Source organism: Pantoea sp. SGAir0175 (genome assembly GCF_043547855.1).
The window spans coordinates 136,966-157,368 of sequence record NZ_CP028082.1; the positions used below are offsets into that span (position 1 = coordinate 136,966).

Below are 20,403 nucleotides of genomic sequence, written 5' to 3' on the forward strand. Positions count from 1 at the left end.
ATGGCGACCCTACAGCTCGCACGGGCTTTCGTAGGGTGCGCATTGCTGCGCACCGGCTTAAAAAATGAAGGCTCGCCCGGTTTATCCTGCTTTTTTTATCCACTGCAATGCTTCGGCGGCGGGCAGCGGGCGGGCAAAATGGTAGCCCTGGAATAAATGGCAGCCCTTATTGCGCAGGTGCTCGAAATACTCCTCGCTCTCAATCCCTTCTGCCAGCACGTTCAGCCCCATCGCGCGCGACAGCTCAATGGTCTTTTGCACCACAATCGCCGCCGATTCGTTTTCAAAAATATGCATGATCAGGGATTTATCAATCTTAATATCATCAATAGCGAAATCACTCAGCGACTTAAGCGAAGAGTAACCGACGCCGAAATCGTCGATCGCCCATTTGATCCCTAACTGGCTGAAGTGGTTAATGACATCGCCAATGCGCTGCTGATCGTAAATAAAGGTGGTCTCGGTAATTTCAAACTTCAGCCGCTCGGGACGGATTTTGTAATGCGACAGCGTCAGCAGCGTGTCATGGGTGAAGTCGCGGTGCATCAACTGCAGCGGGCTGATATTGATGGAAAACACCAGCGGAGGCAGTCGCAGCACGCGATCCCACTCGACGATTTGCTGCAGCATGCGCTCCAGGACCCACTTGCCAATATCAATAATCAGCCCGCTTTTTTCGGCTACCGGAATAAACACCTCCGGCGAGATAAAGCCTTTCTCCGGGTGCTTCCAGCGCAGCAGCGCTTCAAAACCGATGAGATTTTTGTCGCCATCGACCTGCGGCTGGTAATAGAGCTCCAGCTGCTGGCGCTCGATGGCGGACGCGAGTTCGCGCTTGATAAGATCGGTGGCGGAATAATTGCCGCCATAGGTAAACACGGTCGACAGCAGTGCCGTCACCGGCACTGCACAATTGAAAACGGTAAAAACGGCTTCCTGCGGAATATTGAGATGAAAACGATTATTTTCCCAGATCAGACCGGTGGTGACAAAAAACAGATAACACAGCAGGCACAGCAGCGGAAATATTTTACTCAGATAAAAGGATTGCTGGCGCAACACCAGTGCCGAACCGACGATCAAGGCCACCAGATAGTTATATTCTGAACGCTTGCCGGCAGCGTGGTGATTATCCACCAGCAACAGCACGATGATGGTAAATAATAACGCATGGGTAATGACCGCCAGATGCCGCTCCAGCCGGTCGCTGAAGGCGCCGATGATGATGTAGCCCCCCAGCGCTATACTGGCGATATACAGACAGCCAATGTCATGATGACCGCGACTGAAATTCAGTGTTGCCATAAAGATACCGGCCACGATACTGGCGACGCCGGCAATCAGCAGCGTCAGGCGGAGCTTTTTTTCCGGGCTATCACCCTGCAGAATGAAGGGCAGATTACGGATGCGCGACCAGGCTGAACTCAACAAAGGGTTCATAAACGGTTCCGGGTTTTATTGTCATGACGCGTGAAGGTGTAAACGCCACATAATATATTTAAGCGAGACGACTGTCATAATTGTTTTCAGATTATTTGCGCGTTAAGCGCGGATTTTTATATTTGACATAAGCGGCGTCAAATAGCGCTATTAACGCATTCAGGCGCAATATTTAACGCCGCCAGCGATAAGCGATGCGCTATACCGGCGAAGGCGCGCGCAGCGCGACCCGATTGTTCCTCGCCAGTGACGTCGCCGCAGAGTAGAATGACCACGCGGCGCGGCGACAGCGTGCCGGACAATAACAGCCGGAACCGCAGCCGGATACGTGTCACCAGGTTGGACTAACCCACTTTCAACATACTGATTGCAATGAAAATTCGTTTCTTATCTGCTAATGAACTCAAGCTGGCCGAGGTGCGTACCATCCTTGAGCCGGTGGGTGTCGAAGTGGTGCCCATTGCGCGCCGTATTGAAGAGATTCAGACCGAAAATGAGGTGGAGCTGGTTCGTGACAAACTGACTAAAGCCTTTTCAATCATTGGCCGCCCGCTGTTTGTCGAGCATACCGGCCTATATCTGGATGGGCTCAATGGCCTGCCCGCCGGTCTGACGCGCATCTTCTGGAGCCGGCTGAACGCAGAACGCTTTACCAAACTGGTGAACGGACTGGACAGCCCGGGCGTGACCGCCAAAACCGTCCTCGGCTACTGTGACGGGCGCAAAATGTACCAGTTTGAAGGCCAGCTGCGCGGCACCATTGCCCGGGAGCCGGCGGGGCCGCGTGAGTTTCAGTGGGACTGCGTGTTTATCCCGGAAGGGCACACCCAGACATTCGCTGAAATGGGCGAACTGAAAAACGAAATCTCGATGCGCCGCCTGGCGCTGGATCGCTTTGCCACCTTTCTGAAAACTTCGCGGGGACTGGCATGAAACCGGAACTCAAACGTGCTTACGATGCCGGCAAACTGATTCTGTTCGCCGGTGCGGGCATTTCACGCAATCTCGGACTGCCGGAGTGGCACGAGCTGATTGCACATCTGGCTAATGAGCTGGGCTACGATCCGAAAATCTTCAATACCTACGGCACCCATTTGTCGCTGGCGGAGTATTACAAACAGCGCAAAGGCTCGCTCGGCCCGCTGCGCAGCTGGATGGATCGCGAGTGGCACCGTCCGGACATCGACGTGCGCAGCTCTGAAATTCACACCATGATCACCCAGGGCAATTTCTCGCGCATCTATACCACCAATTACGACCGCTGGCTGGAGATGGCGCATGAAGCGCACAATGTGCCGTATAGCAAGGTCGCTAATGCCGCCGATCTGGTGTCGCTGACTGAAGATAAGCGCCATATTATTAAACTTCATGGCGATTTTGACGATGATACCTCCATCGTGCTGGATGAGAGCAGCTACTTCGAGCGGCTCTATTTTGACTCGCCGCTGGATATCAAACTGACCCATGATGTTATGGGTAACTCCGTGCTGTTTGTTGGCTACAGCATCAGCGATTTCAATATCCGCCTGCTGTTTTATCGCCTGACCAAGATGTGGGGCCGCACCGGGCTGGCGACCGCACGGCCTAAATCCTACCTGTTCACCAACCGTAATAATCCGGTGGCGAAAGAGGTACTGGGGCAGTGGGGCATTGAAATGATCGTGTCTGAAGAGGACGATCCGCGCAAAGCGCTGGCAACCTTCCTCGAAGAGCTGCTGGCTTAAACGGCAAGCAGAAAATCGTTGGCTAAAAAAGCTGAATGAAATATACTGTATATAAACACAGTAAATGAGGTGCATCATGGCAGTCGAAACCAAATATGTTGTGGTCAGAAAGGGTGAAGAGAAGATGACGTTTGCCAATAAAAAAGACGCAGATGCATGGGACAAGATGCTCGATATGGCCGACGCGTTCACCGACTGGCTGCAGCAACATCAGCCAGCGATGGATGAGGCCCAGGCCGAAGCGCTGGGTATGCTGCTGGCCGAACAGAAAGACGCGGTGCAACACATTCTGCGCACCAGCAAACTGCCGGACGCGGTGAAAGACAGCGGCGAAACCGCTGCTGACGACAGCGATACCGCTGCGCCGGAAAAAGAGAAGAAGGTGCGTGCGGTCAAAGCCGCCTGAGGAACAGCGCGTTCGCTTTGCACTGCTGCTGAATCCGGGCCAGCCTCTGTGCTGGCCTGGGATCCGTGCTAAGGATCAGTGCGTGAAAAGAGAGAAGGTGCCTGAGTAGTAACTGACCATCCACGCCACATACACCAGCCAGACCACCATTAACCCTGCCAGACTCAATTTACCTGCCATGTTGCATTCCTCTTGTTATGCGGCGCGTTGCGCCCGTACGCAATAACCTGACAGCACAACGAAGTGGCGATCTTGCGCCAGATCAAATTCCCTCTTTTTTACTGCATCATCTTAGCGTTTTTAATGGCGACTCAACGCCACAACGGCGGTTGATGGTTTTCTGATCGGACCTGCCAGGCCATCAAGTTCCCGGATTGTGCGCCGATAGAGTGATTACAGGGATGCAGGTGCACAGGGCGTGATTCTTTTTCAGTAATAAAGTGTCAACACCAGGAGCGCCGACATGGCCACAACCGTATCTAATAAGAAAAAAATGAGCACCCGCACACAAATGCTGCTGACGGGCGCCTTAACCATCACCCTCGGCTTCGCCGTGACTATCGGCGTGCTCAGCTGGCAGTCCAGCAATGAGCAAAAATCGCTGGCGGAAAGTTACTTACAGCAGATTGCGCAGAGTCAGGCTCTGCAAATCCAGCAGGAGCTGAGTTACGCACGAGATGTCGCTCACAACCTCGGCCACAGTCTGATTGCCCTGCCGGCTGCCGGCGTGCAGGACCGCAAAGTGGCCGATAAGCTGCTGGTCTCTGCACTGCGTGATAATCCGGACTATCTCTCTATTTCGGTCATCTTCGAAGAAAACGCATTTGACGGACGCGATGCTGAGTTTGCCTCTCAGGCTGGCGCGGCACCTAAAGGACGTTACGCCTATTTCGTCGATCGCGACCAGGGTGGCAATTTTGCCCTGCATCCGCTGACCTCAATCTTTACGCCAGGCCAGGGCGATTACTATTTGCTGCCGCAGAAAAGCCAGAAAGATACGCTGATCGAACCTTATAGCTATGCCTATAACGGTGTGCCAACGCTGCTGACCTCGGTGGCCGCGCCAATTATCAGCCAGGGCAAACTGTGGGGCGTGGTGACGTCCGATATCTCACTGGCGTCACTGCAGGAAAAAGTGAACAGCATCAAACCGTGGGAAGGCAGCGGTTACGCCATGCTGCTCTCCAGCGCGGGGAATGTGGTGTCTTATCCGGACAAAAGCCAGACCAGCAAAGCCTGGAAGGGCGACACGCATAATTTCAGCAGCACGGTCACCGAACAGCATGACGCTATTCTGGGCGAGGATGCGCTGGTAGCCTGGCGGCCTGTGGTGATCGGTAACAGCGATCAGAAATGGTATCTCGGCGTGGTGGCCCCGGTGAGCAAAGTCATGGAAGCGGCGCACCGTCAGCTGATTAACGCGGTGATTTTAATGGTGATTAGCATCCTGGTGGTGTGCGCACTGCTTGGGCTGGTATTTAGTCGCAAAGTGCTGAAGCCGATTGGCGGTGAGCCACTGACCGCAGCCACCATTGCGCTGGCTGTGGCCGATGGCAAACTGGATAACGCTATCCCGCTGAAAGCGCGCGACAGCAGCAGTCTGTTCTTCGCCTTGCACACCATGCAAAACCAGCTGCGCGAGATTGTCGGGCAGATTCAGGATGCCAGCGCGTCGGTGCGCCAGGGCGCAGGTGAAATCGCCAGCGGCAACCTCAACCTCGCGTCACGTACCGAAGAGCAGGCGGCCGCGCTGGAACAAACTGCCGCCAGCATGGAGCAGATTACCGCGACGGTGAAACACAACGCTGCTAACGCGCATCAGGCGACGACGCTGACCGATAACGCCACGCACATCGCCAGCCGCGGTGAGTCACTGGTGGGCCAGGTAGTGCAGACCATGGCGCAAATCGACGACAGCGCGAAGAAAATCGGCGACATCACCGCCATTATCAACAGCATCGCCTTCCAGACCAACATTCTGGCGCTCAACGCCGCGGTTGAAGCGGCGCGCGCCGGGGAACAGGGACGCGGTTTTGCCGTGGTGGCGTCGGAAGTGCGTAATCTGGCACAGCGCAGCGCCAATGCGGTGAAGGATATCGCTGCGCTGATTGAAGAGTCCGGGCAGCGCGTCGGCAGCGGTGTGCAGCTGGTGCAGGATGCCGGTAAAACCATGCAGGAGATGACGCAGGCGGTAAACTCGGTGCGCACTATTATCGGCGAGATTGTTACCGCGTCAGACGAGCAGGCGCGCGGCATCAGCCAGGTAACGATCGCGGTGAACGAGATGGATGGCACCACCCAGCAGAACGCCGCGCTGGTCCAGCAGATGTCAGCCGCCGCCAGTTCGCTGGAAGACCAGGCGGCACAGCTGGCGCATACCGTGGGACGTTTTCACCTCAGCTGAGGTCGGTGACCGATCGCCGGCACGCCGCGTAAATCAGGACGGTCGCCACATCAGGCGACCGTCTTATTCCTTTCATCCGTTTCGCCGTGACGGCATCATGCGCAGCAACGTATTGTCTTTAATCAGATAATGATGCACCAGCGCGGCCGCCGCGTGCAGACCAATCAGCCAGTAGCCGTATGGCGCGAGGGTTTCGTGCCAGTCGCTCAGCATATCGGCAAAATCGGGATCCGGGCTGGCGCTGACCGGCATCGGAATCGCGAAAATCCACCAGTTACGGCCCATGTAGAAGCGCGAAAGGATGCCGAGAATCGGCAGCACGATAAAGAACAGATAGATCGCCAGATGCATCAGATGCGCCAGTCCGGTTTGCCAGTGTGGCGGCTGGGGTTCGATTTTCGGGCTGCGATGGCGAAAACGCAGCACAATGCGTGACAGCATCAGCAACAGTACACAACTGCCGGCGCTGAAATGTCCGACGATCATGGTGTAGCCTTGCCAGGATCCGCGCGTAAATAAGCCGCGAAACTCCATGGTGCAGTAAGCGGTGGCCACCAGTACCAGCGTCAGCCAGTGAATAAAGATTTGCGCAGGGGCATATTTGTTACGCATAGCCAGTCCGAAAATAAGCGGTGTGGGATGCTTAACATAGCGAAAAACGCGCTGAATTAATTCATTTTTTGCCACATCCCGTCCGGCTTACTGTTCGGCTGTCTGCAACAGCTGACGCAGCAGGGCGGCAAGCTGCTGCTGCTGCCGATCGTCCAGCGTGGCCAGCAGCGCATTCTGCGTTTGCGTATGCACCTGCAGCGCCTGCTCAATCTTTGCCAGGCCGGCCGGCGTCAGCATCACCAGCGTGCTGCGCTTATCATCGGCATCGGCAACACGCGCAATCAATCCCTCTTCTTCCAGCCGGTTAAGCCGGTTGGTCATGGCACCGGAGGTGACCAGCAGCGATTTGTAGAGCTGCGTGGGCGACAGGCGGTAAGGTGCGCCGGCACGCCGCAACGTAGCCAGTACATCAAATTCGCCATCGCGAAAACCAAAGGGCGCCAGCGCCTCAGCGCGCTTTTTCGCCAGATGCTTCATCAGGCGCAGCATGCGGCCAAAAATCGCCATGGAAGAGGCGTCCAGCTCCGGCATGGCGCTGGCCCATTGCGCAACGACAAAATCTACGTGGTCAGTCATGTTAATTCTCATCAGTTCACGGCGGGCAATGTGTCGCTTTGTGCGCACCCGCTATCGTTCTTCCGCAAAGTATCTTAACGTTAAGATACTTTGGCGTATGGAGACAGAATGTGAATCGTACCTTACCTGCTATTGGCATGTTTGCTTTACTGGTTTTTGTGGTGGCGCTGAATTTGCGTCCGGTGATGGCGGCCATCGGACCGCTGTTCCTGCAACTGCAGCACGATGCAGGGCTCAGTGCCACGCAGCTGAGCCTACTGACGACGCTGCCGGTCATTATGATGGGGCTGGCGGCGCTGGCCGGGCCGCTGCTGCTGCGCAGGCTGGGTGAAGCGCGCGGCATTACCGCTGGCCTGATAGTGCTGGTGCTCGCGGGTGGCGCGCGTGGCGTTGATCACAGTGCCACCATGCTAACCGCCAGCGCGCTGCTGGCGGGCTGCGGCATCGGGCTGATTCAGGCGCTGATGCCCGCGCTCATCAAGCGTCACTTCGCCTCGCGTGCCGGTACGCTAATGGCACTGTTCACCACCGGTATTATGGCCGGAGCTGCAGTGGCCGCAGCCAGCGCCGCGCCGCTCGCCAGCCATGCCGGACTGACGATCGCCCTGATGCTGCCGTCGCTACCGGCGCTGATCGCATTGATTCTGTGGCTGCGCCTGCAGCCTGTGACCACGAGAGTAAACACGCCACCGGCCGGCGGCGTACACCGCACGCGGCGCGCCTGGCTGTTGATGCTGTTTTTTGGCATCGGCACCGGTGCTTACACGCTGGTGCTGGCGTGGCTGCCGCCATTTTACATGCAACACGGCTGGCTGCCGGCACAGAGCGGCTACGTGCTGGGCGCATTAACCCTGACCGAAGTCGCCGCCGGATTTATGCTCTCCGCACTGATTCATCGCTGCCGCGATCGCCGCTGGCCGCTGCTGCTGGTGCTGGCTTCCATCCTGCTGGGGCTGATCGCACTGCTGTGGCTGGGCGGCGAACGCGCCTGGTTACCGACGCTGCTGCTGGGATTGGGGATTGGTGCGCTGTTTCCGCTATCGCTGATCGTCACGCTTGATCATGCCCGTACGCCGGAAGAAGCCACTGCGCTGCTGTCGTTCGTGCAGGGCGGCGGCTATATACTGGCCGCGCTGATGCCGCTGATGGCCGGCATTGTGCGCGACCGCGCGGCATCACTCGACAGTGCGTGGCAGATCATGGCGGCGGGCGTGCTGCTACTGATGTTGATGGCGCTGCGACTCAAACCCCAGCGATAACGGCAGGAAACCATTGTCAGACGGAATACGCTGTTTTATAAACCGTGCAGAGTGAGAGGATCGATAAATCAGGAGCAATGATGTCCCCGCAGGTCGGTGTTGGCGTATTAATTTTCCGCGATGGCAAGCTGTTGCTCGGCCAGCGTAAAGGCAGCCACGGTGCCGGTGACTGGTCGGCGCCGGGCGGCCATCTGGAGTTTGGTGAATCCCCGGAAGCCTGTGCGCGGCGGGAAGTGCTGGAGGAGACCGGTTTACAGCTGCACAGCGTACACAACGGCGCCTTCGTCAGCGATGTGTTTCCGGCGGTCAACCGGCACTATATTACGCTGCTGATGGTGGCGTCGGACGCCAGCGGCGAGCCGCAGCTGCGGGAACCGGATAAGTGCGCAGGCTGGCACTGGTTCGCGCCTGAGGCGCTGCCTGAACCGTTGTTTGCCCCGTTGCAAAGCTGGCTGACGCGCGACGGTCTGGCGGCACTGCAGGCGCTGGCCCAGCGTAAAGATCGCTAACCGTATTGCTTCATCGAGGCTTCGGCATCTTCTCCGGCCGGGATGCGCATCGGTGCGGCGGGATCGGTCGCGGCACGCCACACGGCAGCGGCAACGTCCTGTGCTTTAGTGGTTGGCTGGGGCTGCTGCATGCCGGCGATGATGCCATCAAACATCGGCTGGTAAGGCTCAAGCAAGGTGTTTTCCATGCGCGGCCGGGCGTTTTTGCCGAAGTCGGTGGTGGGTGCCAGCCCGGGTAATACCAGTCTCACCTGAACATTAAAGGGCTGCAGTTCCAGCGCCAGCGACTCGGTAAAGGCGTTGACTGCCGCTTTGCTGCCGGTATAAACCGCCAGCAGCGGCAGGGATTTCAGCGTTACCGTCGAGGTCACATTGATCACCATGCCGCTGTTTTTCGCACGGAACTGCGGGATGACCGCCTGCGTCATGGCGATGGTGCCCAGCGTGTTTGTTTCGAACACTTCCCGCACCGAGGACATCGGCGCGCCTTCCAGCGAAGTTAATAAACCGATGCCGGCATTGTTGACCAGCACATCAATCTCTCCTGCTTCAGCCAGCGTTTGCCTGATGCTGGCGGCATCGGTGACATCCAGTGGCAGCAGGCGCAGATGGGCGGATTCAGGAAACAGTTCGGCGCGCGGGGTGCGCATGGTGGCGATGACTTTCCAGCCGCGCTCCAGAAACCAGAGCGCGGTAGCATGACCAAAACCAGAAGAGCAGCCGGTGATTAAAATGGTTTTCATGGTTCACTCCTGCATTGCGTTGGGTAAGAGCTCACTATAGAGTACCACTACCGGACTCACTACAACGTACAGTCCTGGTTTCATTTGCAGGAGTCCATTATGATCGATCCGCTCGCCGAAATGGTGTCACTGTTACAGCCCGGGGCCGCTTATTCCAAACGCGCGCGTGCCAATGGATTATGGCGTGTGCAGCGCAGTGAGACCGGCCAGCCGTTTTACTGCGTGGTGCTGGAGGGGCGCAGCCGGCTGGAAATAAAAGGTCATTCTCCGGTTGCGCTTGAGCAGGGGGATTTTGTCCTGATTCCGGCTGCGTGGGAGTTTTGCATGACCAGCGAGCAGCCACCGGCAGCAGATGCGCCTGATTCTATGCCGGAGATGCTTGCGCCGGGCGAAGTGTGGCTTGGCGATCGGCAGCAGCCAGCCGAGGTTCAGACGCTGATTGGTTACTGCCAGTTTGCCGCACCCGACGCGGGATTGATTGTCTCGTTGCTGCCACAGTTTATTCATGTGCGTGGCGCATCGCGTCTGACCACGCTGGTGCAGCTGGTCAGGGATGAGTGCCATGCACAGCGTCCGGCACGGCAGATCGTGCTGGAACGTTTGCTGGAATTACTGCTGATCGAGGCGTTGCGCGCAATGCCAGCGGCGAATGCATCGCCTGGCGTGATGCGGGGACTGGCCGATGAGCGGCTGGCCGGGGCGATTCGCGCCATCCACGCCAGGCCTGCCCATGGCTGGACGGTGCCCCAGCTGGCGAAACACGCGGCGCTATCGCGCTCGGCGTTTTTCGTACGTTTTCGCGATGCAGTGGGCATGGCGCCGATGGCGTATCTGCTGACGTGGCGCATGGCGCTGGCGAAAAATCTGCTGCGCAGCAGTCGCCTGTCTGTAGCCGACGTGGCTGAACGGGTGGGTTACCGCTCTGCCAGCGCCTTCAGCATCGCTTTCACCCGCTTCACCGGCCAGACGCCGAGCGGCTTCGCTGGCGCGGAACGGCGCAGCGGCACCGCAGAAGCTGAGCCAGCAATCGCCCAGGTAAGTTAATCACGCCCGGGACAGCCGCCAGCGTAAAACGGGCCGCCATAAAGCGTGCAATGCCGTTCAGTTTAAAAATCACCCTGTTAATGCCGGTGCGCATCAATGCGCACCCTACAAAACAGTGCCGTTACCCTGTAGGGTCGCCATTTATGGCGACCTAAAACACATTACAAAACCGTGCAATTAACCTGTAGGGTCGCTATTTATGGCGACCAGGGAATACTTGTGTAGCCAACATACGACCATACAAGAATCGTTTTAAATCAAAGCATCGTTAAAACAAAGAATTACAACTTCATCGGGGAGCACAATTGCCTCTGTTTCTTTTCCTTAAAAGATTTCCCTTCGCATCACGCTAACCTGTTCTGACGACACGATGCGCTGCTCGATTTCCTGCCAGCCATAGCGACGGTAAAACGCCTGCTGATCCGGCGTATACAGCCACAACTCTGGCATGTGGCGCTGGCGAGCTTCTTCAATTAAACGCAATACCAGAGCAGAGGCCACGCCTTTACCGCGGTGTGCCGCGACAGTCAGTACTTCGCCCATCCAGAACTGGCGTTCATAGATGTCATCAAGCTCGTGAAGAATCGTGCTGGCGGTGGCAAGCACTTCATTTTCTGCATTCAACGCGACCAGCGTAAACGTTTTTGCCGGCTGCGCGTTGCGCATCAGCAGGCGCTGACGAATGGCGCTCCGGTCGCGCCAGTGAGAAAACCCGGACCACTCCTGATGAAGCATAGCTGCCACCGTATCCAGCAACTGCGGACACTGGCTCAGTAAACTGATATTCATTGTTATCCCTCCGCGACAACCCGAGGGATAACACAGCGTGGTGGTAAAGACTACCGTTAATATGCCGCTACACTGTCGCGTTAAGCCGTTTTCACCGGTCAGCCAATCACCGGCTTAGCGTTTCGCCACCTGCTCGCCATCCGGGTTTTTGCCATGCCCGGCAGCAGCCAGCTCGGTATTAAAGTGGGAGACCAGCACCGAAAACGTTTCCTCTGCTTTCATGCGGTACAGCTGTTCGGACGGATGAATACAATCGGGTGACATCAGCGACTGCCAGTCTTTCATCTGCTGTATGCGCTGATACTGACGCGCCAGCGGCACCGATTCTGCTTTAGCCAGCGCGTCCAGTTTGGTGACGTAAGGTGCAACGTGCCATTTCTCCGCGCGGCCACAAATCGGGTGCGGCTCCTGTAATATCACCTGCTTACCCTCTTCACGGGCAATAGTAATCAGCTGTGTCATCACTTGGGTATATTTATCCGGGCTAACCTGGTAATCCTTTTCTATATCGCGGAAATGGAAATGGCGTGCATCGTTGGTGGCAAAATTCAGCAAAATGATTTTTGCCGGCGATTTCTTCATCTCTTCGCGCCAGCTTTTATTATTCTTGTAGAAATATTTGCCATTTAACAGGTCCATGGCCTGCGATGAGGACGCGCCTTTATTCACTACGCGAATGCCATCGCCATACTTCTCCTGTAGCCACTGGTTAATCAGAGCAATCTCATTGTCTTTAATATAAATTGCGCGCAATTTGCCATTTTCCTTTATCGCCATGGCACCGCGCGTACTGGAACCGCCATAGGCTTCAATAATAAAGTTATTATCGGGCTTGCCGCTTTCGGCGAATGCGGTATTGCACAGACAGGCTGTGGTAATCAGCAAAGTGACGATGCCAGATAGCGCTCGTTGCATAACAAATTTCCGCCTTTTGATACTCAAGGTTACATGGAGAATCGGTTGTTTACCGTAAGCGAATTACCTTAACAGGGGAGATTGCGGGTCAACAATCCGAAAGCACGGTTGCGGGGTGAAAATTAGGCCAACTCTGAGAAAAAAGCTGCTCGCTGAATAAAAGTTATTTAAATACAGCGACATAAAAACAAACCTTACCCAACAGTCACCCTTCAGCCAGAAAATCCCGCAGTGACGCCTGCTTAAAACATCATGGTTGCTTCAGGACATAACGCAGTTTGATTAGCGAATTTTCGCACTGCGAGTCGAACCGGATAATCCACAACCTGTTGTAAAGGAGCGGGTTTTCGCTGCTTTTCCGGCGGTTAGCTGCGAATATGCGCTGCCTGACGATAACTTTTACCATCAGAACATTCTGGCTTAAGCTTTATGGCCATTGCACAGTGGCATTCTTTACACTATGGCGAAATTCCGAAACGTTTCTAAACATAATGTATACAGATTAATCCGGTGTTAGCATTCTGACTGAATCATTATGATTGCGTTACAACTCATTTCAGGATGTGCAATGTGAAAACAGAATCCTTTTTATCCAGCCGTAATATTGGCCTGGATCTGCTGCGTGCCGGCCTAATTCTGGAAGGGGTGTTATTACACGCCTCACGGAGTTTGCCGGGAGAGAATGGCTGGTATTATGTCGCGCAGCGCGATCCCTCGGAAATATTCACGGCACTGCTGAGCATGGTGCACACCTTCAGGATGGAAGTGTTCTTCTTTCTTTCGGGCATGTTCTCCGCACTGATTATTTTGCGAAAAGGGCAGAAATTCTTTACGGATAATCGCCGTAAGCGCGTCCTGATTCCGCTGATATCAGCCTATCTGTTTATTCCGCCGCTGATGTATTTTATCGCGGGACAGATGAATAACACCCCGCTGAGCCTCGAAGGCTGGCTAAACAGCTATACCATGATGCACCACCTGTGGTTCCTCGTGTCGCTGTCGGTGATGTCGCTGCTGGTACCCGGCGCGTTTTATCAGTGGAGCGCCCGTCAGTTGGGCAAAATGTCGTTGCCAATGCTGATCGCCACACTGGTGATTCTGGGTAACGCCTGCTTCGTGCTGAAGTTCCTGGTGAAAGGCCGCGGTGAATTTGTCGAGCTCATCCCGGTGACCGCACGCTTCCTCGTCTACTACACCGCCGGTTTTGCGTTATACGTCAACCGCGAGAAAATTGCCCGGTACGCCAACAGTAAACTGATGAATGGCTGGCTGGTGGCCGCGCTGGTGCTGGCGGTGTGGGCCGCCTGCTATGTTGTCGCGCACAACCACATCACCGGGGTGATGAAATATGTGCCGGTGATGCTGGGCAGCGTGCTGTCGGTGATGCTGTCCTACTGGCTGGTGTTTAGCTTCGAACGCATCAACGTGAAAGAGAGTCGCATTCTGACGGCGATTGTGGATTCCGCGCTGATCATCTATTTGCTGCACTATCCGGTGGTGATCATTTTCTCATGGCTGCTGGATGTCTGGTTACCGGATAACCTGTCAGTCCTGTATGTCCTGATCGATTTTGCCCTCGGCATTGCGCTGAGCGCGGTGTGTTACGCTATCGTCAAACGTTCACGCTTCGCCTCATTCATGTTTGGCCTCAAGCCGAAAGATAAAAAAGTGGCGGTGCCGGTCGAAGCGCGACTGTAATTGTCATCATGCCCGGCCGCCACTGGCGTGCCGGGTATTATTTCCCGCCATCTGATTTTTGCCATTCTCTGCATTTTTAGTTCCAGATAATTATCTCAAGCCGTTAGCGCAATTCCTAAAGCTTATCGCCGTCATCACAATTCCTTAAGTCAAACTGGACGTTTTAACCTGAACGCGGTAATACTCATTTCAACAGATTTCCAGCCGTAAGCTATTACGACAATATATTTCGCTTCGCTATTTCTCCGCACTGCGCATTCGCTGTGCGGCATTTGTCTTTTCTCTGGTGAGGAAAATAGTGTGTTTAAATTAAATCCTTTGTTACTGAGCCTGCTTGCTGCGCAGGGCTTAATGCTGCCTGCCACACCGGTATCGGCGGTGGTATTAAAACCCTTCACTCCCGAGCGCAACGACAATAAAGTCGGCGCTTATTGCTTATGTAATGGTTCCACCCAGACGCTAAGCGGCGTGCCGCGCTTTACCGTGGGAGAAAGTGGCATGAGCAGCGTCACGCTGGGTGAACTACAAAAGGTTGGGCGTATTATTAATGACAATTTAATCGGCGAGCCCCGCCTGCAACTCGGCGCACAAAATTACGCTATTGGTATTCCGGATGAAGAAACAGGCAGTTATCGTGTCTATCAGGTTTATAATAGTGCGGAAATGATTGCGCCGGCGGAAATTAATGGCGCTACGGTAGTGCCAGATTATTATGATGTGAACGATAAACAATATATTGATGCGCGCGTGGCGACAGTCACTAATGGCCGGTTAAATATCAATATTGGTCAGCAAGGCGCAGCCGCTAACGCCAGCACCAATCGCTGGTCAATGGCTGCCAAACAGAGTCAGTTATTTGCCAGCAGTAATAACGGCCAGATTAACTGGGACAGCAATAACCGTATCCGCTTTACCGCCGCCACGCCGCCGTACGGTGGCGATCGGCTGGCATTTGATGCCGGAGGCGTGGTGACCTACGCCGGTCTGTTTGATGTCACGCTCAAGGATGGCAGCAGCAACGCGTACTACGTCAGTAATCTCAATGAATTGCGGAACTATAACGACTGGCTGATTGACCAGATTAGCGGCGGCAACCTGAGCCCGGAAAGTTATAACGCCGCGCTGAACCAGGCGTTCAGCCTGCGCGACGGTCGTGTGGTTTACCGCATGAGCACCGGTAATTACGATAATGAAGTGGCTACCGCACTCGGCGATCAGGTGGTGCTGAGTGCCGATGGCGCGAAAGCCAGTGTGAAAATCAATCGCGGCAAAACGCTGGAAGTGGCCAACAGCGCCAGCGCCGTGATGCGCGCCAGCAACGGTGCAACGGCGATTATCGCCGGAAAACTGGCGACCAGTAACGCGCTCTCATCCGAAGCGGGCGCGCTGGAGCTGGTCAGCGGCGCGCGCGGTATCAATAATGGCGTCATCAACAGTGGCTTTTTTAATGCCGCCAATGGGCGCGGCGTGGCAGAAGACTCTCTCGGCTATGCGGGCACGGCGGTGTCAGCGATTTATGACAGCGACTTCCGCAATAACGGCGTGCTCAATGTGCATATCGGGGATGCGCCGTGGGGCACCGCCGGCTTATTCCTCGGCAGCAGCAGCGCGGTCAATCACGGCAATATTAACATCGGCATTCACGATGTGGCGAACGGCTCCTCAGCAGCGGCGGTGAGTTTCAGCGGCGAGGGTAGCTTCGTCAACGCGCGCGATGGCACGATTTATCTCGGTCGCACACCGCAAAATCACAAGGGCGACGTCACGCAGGATGTCGCGGTCAGCCTCGGCGGTGGCATCAGCGCCATTTCCGGCCTGCTCGACTCGCGTGCCATCAATGATGGCCGTATTGTTATCGGCTCAAAAGTCGAGAACGCCGTTGGCATGCGCATCGAGGCCGGGCCCAACGCGGTGTCACTGAATAACGGTGTTATCGACGTCAACGGTATGGCGCAGGCGCTACCGCGCGAAAATATCGCCATGCTGGCGATGGATTCCGGCAGCGGCGGCCAGGTGGGCAACCGCGGTACCCTCAATCTGAATGGCTATAACAGCACCGGCCTGAAAGTGATCGCCACGGCGGGCAATCAGGCGCACGCCTTCTCCAGCGGGGCGATCAACGTGGCGGGTGACGCCGACCGCTTTGGCGGCACCAACAATACGGCGGTGTGGGTAACTGGCGAACCGGGCGGTCACGCCAGTGCCGATATCACCGGCCCAATCCGGCTCAGCGGCAAAGCGGGCATCGGGATTCGTGCTGAAGGCCAGGCAACGGTCAACGTTAGTGCCCGCGCCATTCCCACCTCCAGCGGCAGCGACAGCATGCTGGATAGCGGACAGATCAGTTTCTACCGTATCGGCCCGGATGCGCGCATTAATCTGCCGGCCAACGGCCGCTACAGCGCCTCCGTGTGGAACGGCACGATTTTTCGCGTCGAGCAGGGCGCGGATTTTGACGGGCGCGGCCTGACTTTGTCGATGAACAGCCCGTTTGCGACCGGTGTGTACGGCAGCGGTGCCGGCACCGACATTACTACCCACGGCGCGACGCTGAACATCGCCAGCTTTGCCAGCGGGCTGACCATTACTGATGGCGCCCGCGCTACCATTGATGCCGCAACGCGTATTCACCTCAACGGGTCTGATGCCCGCGTCGCCATCGCTGACGGTAATCGCTATACGCTGCAGGGTAACGTTGTTAACCCTAATACGCAGTTCGACCCGAACACTTTATTGATCAATCAGGCAGCGATAGACGGCCGCGCCAATAACCAGCAGCCGTTTACCGTGATGAATCATGCGCGGCTGGTGAATCGCGGCGCTATCTCCCTGCGGGGGGAAGGCGTAACGGGTATCTACGCGCAGTATGGCGCAACGGTCGACAACCGCGGCGATATCAACATTTTGCGCAACGGCCGCGCGCTGTTCGCCGATGGCTATCCGGGCGCCGGCGACGGCAAAACCCTGACGGAGATTAACAATAGCGGCACGCTTAATCTCTACAGCGGTCAGAGCACCCAGCAAACCACCACCTTCGGTGCGGTCTCGTATCACCAGCTGGGGCGGATTAACCAGAACGGCACGATTAATCTGTACGGCGATAACGTGGTCGGTGCGAAAGCCTTTGCCGGCGGTCGTATTACGCTGGGCGCGAACAGCCGTGTGGTGTTCCACGACGCACAGCAGATCGGCTATCAGGCTTTTGATCCCGGCTCACGCCTGATCGTCAACGGCAGCCCGGTTGATGTCAGCAGTCGTAACTCGACGCTGTATGAAATCCGCAACGGCGCGTGGCTGTACAACCAGGGCTTTGGCAACGTCACGCTGAGCGGCAGTGACAGCACCGGCATCGTGGCCAGCGGGACGGATGCGCTGGTATCCAGCACCGATGTTTATCAGGTCACCGGTAAGGGTGCCACCGTGCTGCGCGCCAGCGATCGCGCGCAGGGGATCATTACCAGCCTTATCGCGCTGAATGGCAAAAACACCCTCGGCGCGCGGGCGACGGGCGATGGCACCGAGGTCTACGCCGCCTCGCTCATCACCGGCACCGGGCGCAACGCCACGGCGTTTGATGTCAGCGGCGACGCGCGCCTGTTTAATCAGCAGCAGGGCGTAGTGGATTTACGTGGCCGCAACAGTACCGGGGCCCGGGTGCACGATGGCGGTAACTTTATCAACCGCGGCACGGTTAGCGTCGCCAGCGGCACCGGCGTGGATGTCAGCAGCGGTTATGGCCAGTATGTACCGCTCGACAGCACTTTACGCGTGAATGACGGCACCGCTGCGCTGCGCGTGGGCTCCGGCGGCGCGATGAAAATTTACGGCGACGGCCAGGGGGCCAGCACGCTGGCGGCTTACGGCAAAGCCGACGGTTTGCTGCTCGACAGCGGTGCGCAGCGCTTTGAAGCCAACGACATCATCATCGGCGCTTACGGCAGCGGCACTGCGCTGAACAATCGCGCCGGCATCAGTGATATTTCGCTGAGTAATGTGCGCTTCGAGGCTAACGGTGGCACCGGCATCCGCTCTGCCACCTCGTTCGATCCGGCGGGTAGCGCGCAGATTCACGTCGGCGCAGGCGGTACCGGCTATCGTTTTGAAAATGCAGATGGATCGACCACGGGCAACGATTTAGTGATTGGGCGCGACTACCGCATTGAAGTCAACGGCAGCGGCACCGGCGTGCGTGCCAACACCCGTGGACGGGTGATTGCTCAGGGCCTGATTGATATCCGCGATGCCGATGGCGGTTCGGCGATTGTCACCCGCAGCGCCAGCCAGGTGATCAACCAGGGCACCATCCGTTCACAAAGCCGCGTCGCACCGCTTATTGATCTGCGCGGCGGCGAGACGGTGTTTATCAACCAGGGCACGCTGGATGCGCCGTACGCCGATCAGGTGGTAGTGGCGGGCGGCGCGACCCGTGATGTGGTGGCACTGCTGGCGGGCAAAGTCACGGGCGAAGTGAACACCGGCAACGGCAGCGATACGCTGCTGGTTACGGGCGGCACGCTGGATGGCGGCCTGAGTATGGGTGACGGCAGTGCCAATCAGGCGACAGTGCAGGCTATCAGCCTGAACCAGACCCGCCATATCACCAGCGGCGGCGCGGATAGCACGCTGAACCTCAGCCAGCTCAATGCGCGCGGCGGTTCGTTCCGGCAGGACGATCTCACTAAAGGCACCAACCTCGGCGCGGGCTGGAGCACGCTGAACTTCATCGATACGCAGTGGACGCTGAGCGACAACATTAAACTGGCGCACAGCACCATTAATATCGATGCCGGGTCCACGCTGTTCGCCGGCGATGGCGTCAACGCGCGGCTGCAGGGGGCCAGCAATGATTCGCTGGTAGTGAATAATGCCGGCACGCTCGACCTGACCAACGGTGGCAATGTGGCGGCAAATACCCTGACCATCGAAGGTAGTCTGGCCTCCGCGCAGGGCCGCCTGAAACTCAATTCGACAGCCACCCACAGCGACGTGCTGCTTGTTAACGGTAACGCCAGCGGCACCACCTGGGTGGATGACCGCCTGCAGGGCGGCGGGCTGCTGGACACTAATCGTGACAACGTTATTGCCGCTAGCGAAGGCGTTTCGCTGGCGCAGGTGACCGGCAGCGCCAGTGCCGACAGCTTCAGGCTGAGCAATGGCTATGTGGCAGCCGGGCCGTGGCAGTATGGCCTGTACAGCTTTGCACCGGGCAGCAGCGCAGGCGGCAACGTATGGGACTATCGTCTGGCAAACAATTTCATCTGCAGCGATGGCTCGCTGTGCCAGCCGCAGGCGGGCAGTGCGGTTAAGGCGGTGCGTCCGGCGGTTACGCCGCAGGTACCGTCCTGGATCTCCGCACCGGTCGGGCTGGCGTACTACTCGCTGGCAGTCACTGACGATCTGCATAAGCGTCTCGGCGAACTGCGCCAGCAGCCGGCAGACAACGCAGAGATGTTTATCCGCTACCTCGGTTCGGATTTGCAGTATCGAAGCAATCGCGGCCTGGACGCCTGGGGTTATGACTTCGACCTCAACTACAGCGCCGTACAGCTGGGCGGCAATTTGCTGCGCGCCGATGGCGCTGAAGATAGCGTACGTGGCGGCGTCGCCTATACGCGCGGCAACACGCGCATTCGCCCGCATGCCGCTGACGGGTACAGCTCCACCAGCTTTGATAGCGATACGTTGTCACTTTATGGCACCTGGCTGCGCAGCAGTGGCTGGTATGTAGATGGTTCGCTGAGCTGGAGCGGCTACCGTGGCGAAACCGACATTGCGCGGCAGAAAGCGGTCGCTAAACCCAAAGGGCAAGGCTGGACGGCATCAGTCGAGTCTGGCTATCCGCTGATGCTGGCGGGTGATGTGCGCCTGGAACCGCAGGCACAGGTTAGCTGGCTGCGAATGAACATGGACAGTTTTACCGATGCTGACGGCGCGCGCGTCTCCTATAACGATTACGATCAAACCATTGGCCGGCTCGGCGCACGTGTGGCGCGCAGCTGGCAGGACAGCAGTCAGAACCAGTACACGCCGTATCTGCGCGCTAACTATTATCGCGGCTGGGGCGGTACGGCGCAGGTCAGGGTCGGCACCAGCGACAGTGACCTGAGCCAGAGCTTCAGCAGCGGCAAATTTGGCCAGATGTGGGACGTCGGCCTCGGCGGCACGGCGACCCTCATCAACAAGGTGGCGCTGTATGCCGAGGCGGATTACCGCAAAGAGATTGCCGGCAACGGCGTCAAAGGCTGGCGCTACAATGCCGGGGTGCGCTGGTCGTTTTGAACGTA

Annotated in this window: 15 protein-coding genes; 9 read left to right on the plus strand and 6 right to left on the minus strand. The window is 57.0% G+C overall.

What is annotated here, in order from left to right; translation table 11 throughout:
* Positions 1 to 81 precede the first annotated feature (81 nt).
* Positions 82 to 1,440: a putative bifunctional diguanylate cyclase/phosphodiesterase gene (locus tag C1N56_RS20005; RefSeq protein ID WP_132463059.1), complete on the minus strand. Its 1,359-nt coding sequence runs from the start codon at positions 1,438 to 1,440 to the stop codon at positions 82 to 84.
* 372 nt (positions 1,441 to 1,812) lie between these two features.
* Between C1N56_RS20005 and C1N56_RS20010 the strand changes: the two genes are divergently transcribed.
* From C1N56_RS20010 to C1N56_RS20025, 4 genes are all read left to right on the plus strand, one after another.
* On the plus strand, positions 1,813 to 2,373 hold the full coding sequence (locus C1N56_RS20010; protein ID WP_010618047.1) for a non-canonical purine NTP pyrophosphatase: 561 nt from the start codon (positions 1,813 to 1,815) through the stop codon (positions 2,371 to 2,373).
* Positions 2,370 to 3,164: an SIR2 family protein gene (locus C1N56_RS20015; protein WP_010618046.1), complete on the plus strand. Its 795-nt coding sequence runs from the start codon at positions 2,370 to 2,372 to the stop codon at positions 3,162 to 3,164. The genes C1N56_RS20010 and C1N56_RS20015 overlap by 4 nt, the downstream gene beginning before the upstream one ends.
* Positions 3,165 to 3,240: 76 nt before the next feature.
* A complete protein-coding gene (locus C1N56_RS20020; RefSeq protein ID WP_058775925.1) occupies positions 3,241 to 3,570 on the plus strand; it encodes a YebG family protein in 330 nt (109 codons plus the stop codon).
* Between the two features lie 463 nt (positions 3,571 to 4,033).
* Positions 4,034 to 5,974, plus strand: coding sequence for a methyl-accepting chemotaxis protein (locus tag C1N56_RS20025; RefSeq protein WP_021509066.1), 1,941 nt, complete (start codon positions 4,034 to 4,036; stop codon positions 5,972 to 5,974).
* A gap of 72 nt (positions 5,975 to 6,046) precedes the next feature.
* On the opposite strand, the gene cybB is transcribed toward C1N56_RS20025, so the two are convergent.
* Both cybB and C1N56_RS20035 read right to left on the minus strand, forming a co-directional pair.
* A complete protein-coding gene (gene cybB / locus C1N56_RS20030) occupies positions 6,047 to 6,586 on the minus strand; it encodes a cytochrome b561 (protein WP_031280003.1) in 540 nt (179 codons plus the stop codon).
* Positions 6,587 to 6,673: 87 nt separating this feature from the next.
* Positions 6,674 to 7,162 carry a MarR family winged helix-turn-helix transcriptional regulator gene (locus tag C1N56_RS20035; protein WP_141495935.1) on the minus strand — a complete coding sequence of 163 codons (489 nt, stop codon included), beginning with the start codon at positions 7,160 to 7,162 and terminating at the stop codon, positions 6,674 to 6,676.
* A 110-nt stretch (positions 7,163 to 7,272) separates the two neighbouring features.
* Here C1N56_RS20035 and C1N56_RS20040 point away from each other — a divergent pair, with 110 nt between their 5' ends.
* Together C1N56_RS20040 and C1N56_RS20045 are read left to right on the plus strand one after the other, a co-directional pair.
* Positions 7,273 to 8,421: an MFS transporter gene (locus C1N56_RS20040; RefSeq protein ID WP_394517644.1), complete on the plus strand. Its 1,149-nt coding sequence runs from the start codon at positions 7,273 to 7,275 to the stop codon at positions 8,419 to 8,421.
* 80 nt (positions 8,422 to 8,501) lie between these two features.
* Entirely contained in the window at positions 8,502 to 8,930 is a 429-nt protein-coding gene (locus tag C1N56_RS20045; RefSeq protein WP_215481419.1) for a nucleotide triphosphate diphosphatase NUDT15, read from the plus strand.
* Here the strand turns inward: C1N56_RS20045 and C1N56_RS20050 are convergent.
* Complete coding sequence (locus C1N56_RS20050; protein WP_021509071.1) at positions 8,927 to 9,673, minus strand: SDR family oxidoreductase; 747 nt, start codon at positions 9,671 to 9,673, stop codon at positions 8,927 to 8,929. The genes C1N56_RS20045 and C1N56_RS20050 overlap by 4 nt on opposite strands.
* Before the next feature lie 99 nt (positions 9,674 to 9,772).
* Here C1N56_RS20050 and C1N56_RS20055 point away from each other — a divergent pair, with 99 nt between their 5' ends.
* Positions 9,773 to 10,717, plus strand: a complete 945-nt coding sequence (locus C1N56_RS20055) for an AraC family transcriptional regulator (protein ID WP_394517645.1) — start codon at positions 9,773 to 9,775, stop codon at positions 10,715 to 10,717.
* 324 nt (positions 10,718 to 11,041) lie between these two features.
* Here C1N56_RS20055 and C1N56_RS20060 read toward each other — a convergent pair whose 3' ends face one another.
* Both C1N56_RS20060 and C1N56_RS20065 read right to left on the minus strand, forming a co-directional pair.
* Positions 11,042 to 11,506, minus strand: a complete 465-nt coding sequence (locus C1N56_RS20060) for a GNAT family N-acetyltransferase (protein ID WP_394517646.1) — start codon at positions 11,504 to 11,506, stop codon at positions 11,042 to 11,044.
* 114 nt (positions 11,507 to 11,620) lie between these two features.
* Positions 11,621 to 12,421: an SGNH/GDSL hydrolase family protein gene (locus C1N56_RS20065; RefSeq protein ID WP_262258222.1), complete on the minus strand. Its 801-nt coding sequence runs from the start codon at positions 12,419 to 12,421 to the stop codon at positions 11,621 to 11,623.
* Positions 12,422 to 12,982: 561 nt separating this feature from the next.
* Between C1N56_RS20065 and C1N56_RS20070 the strand changes: the two genes are divergently transcribed.
* Both C1N56_RS20070 and C1N56_RS20075 read left to right on the plus strand, forming a co-directional pair.
* Positions 12,983 to 14,119: an acyltransferase family protein gene (locus tag C1N56_RS20070; protein WP_211075112.1), complete on the plus strand. Its 1,137-nt coding sequence runs from the start codon at positions 12,983 to 12,985 to the stop codon at positions 14,117 to 14,119.
* Between the two features lie 300 nt (positions 14,120 to 14,419).
* Positions 14,420 to 20,398 carry an autotransporter outer membrane beta-barrel domain-containing protein gene (locus C1N56_RS20075; protein ID WP_394517647.1) on the plus strand — a complete coding sequence of 1,993 codons (5,979 nt, stop codon included), beginning with the start codon at positions 14,420 to 14,422 and terminating at the stop codon, positions 20,396 to 20,398.
* The last annotated feature ends 5 nt before the right edge of the window (positions 20,399 to 20,403 follow it).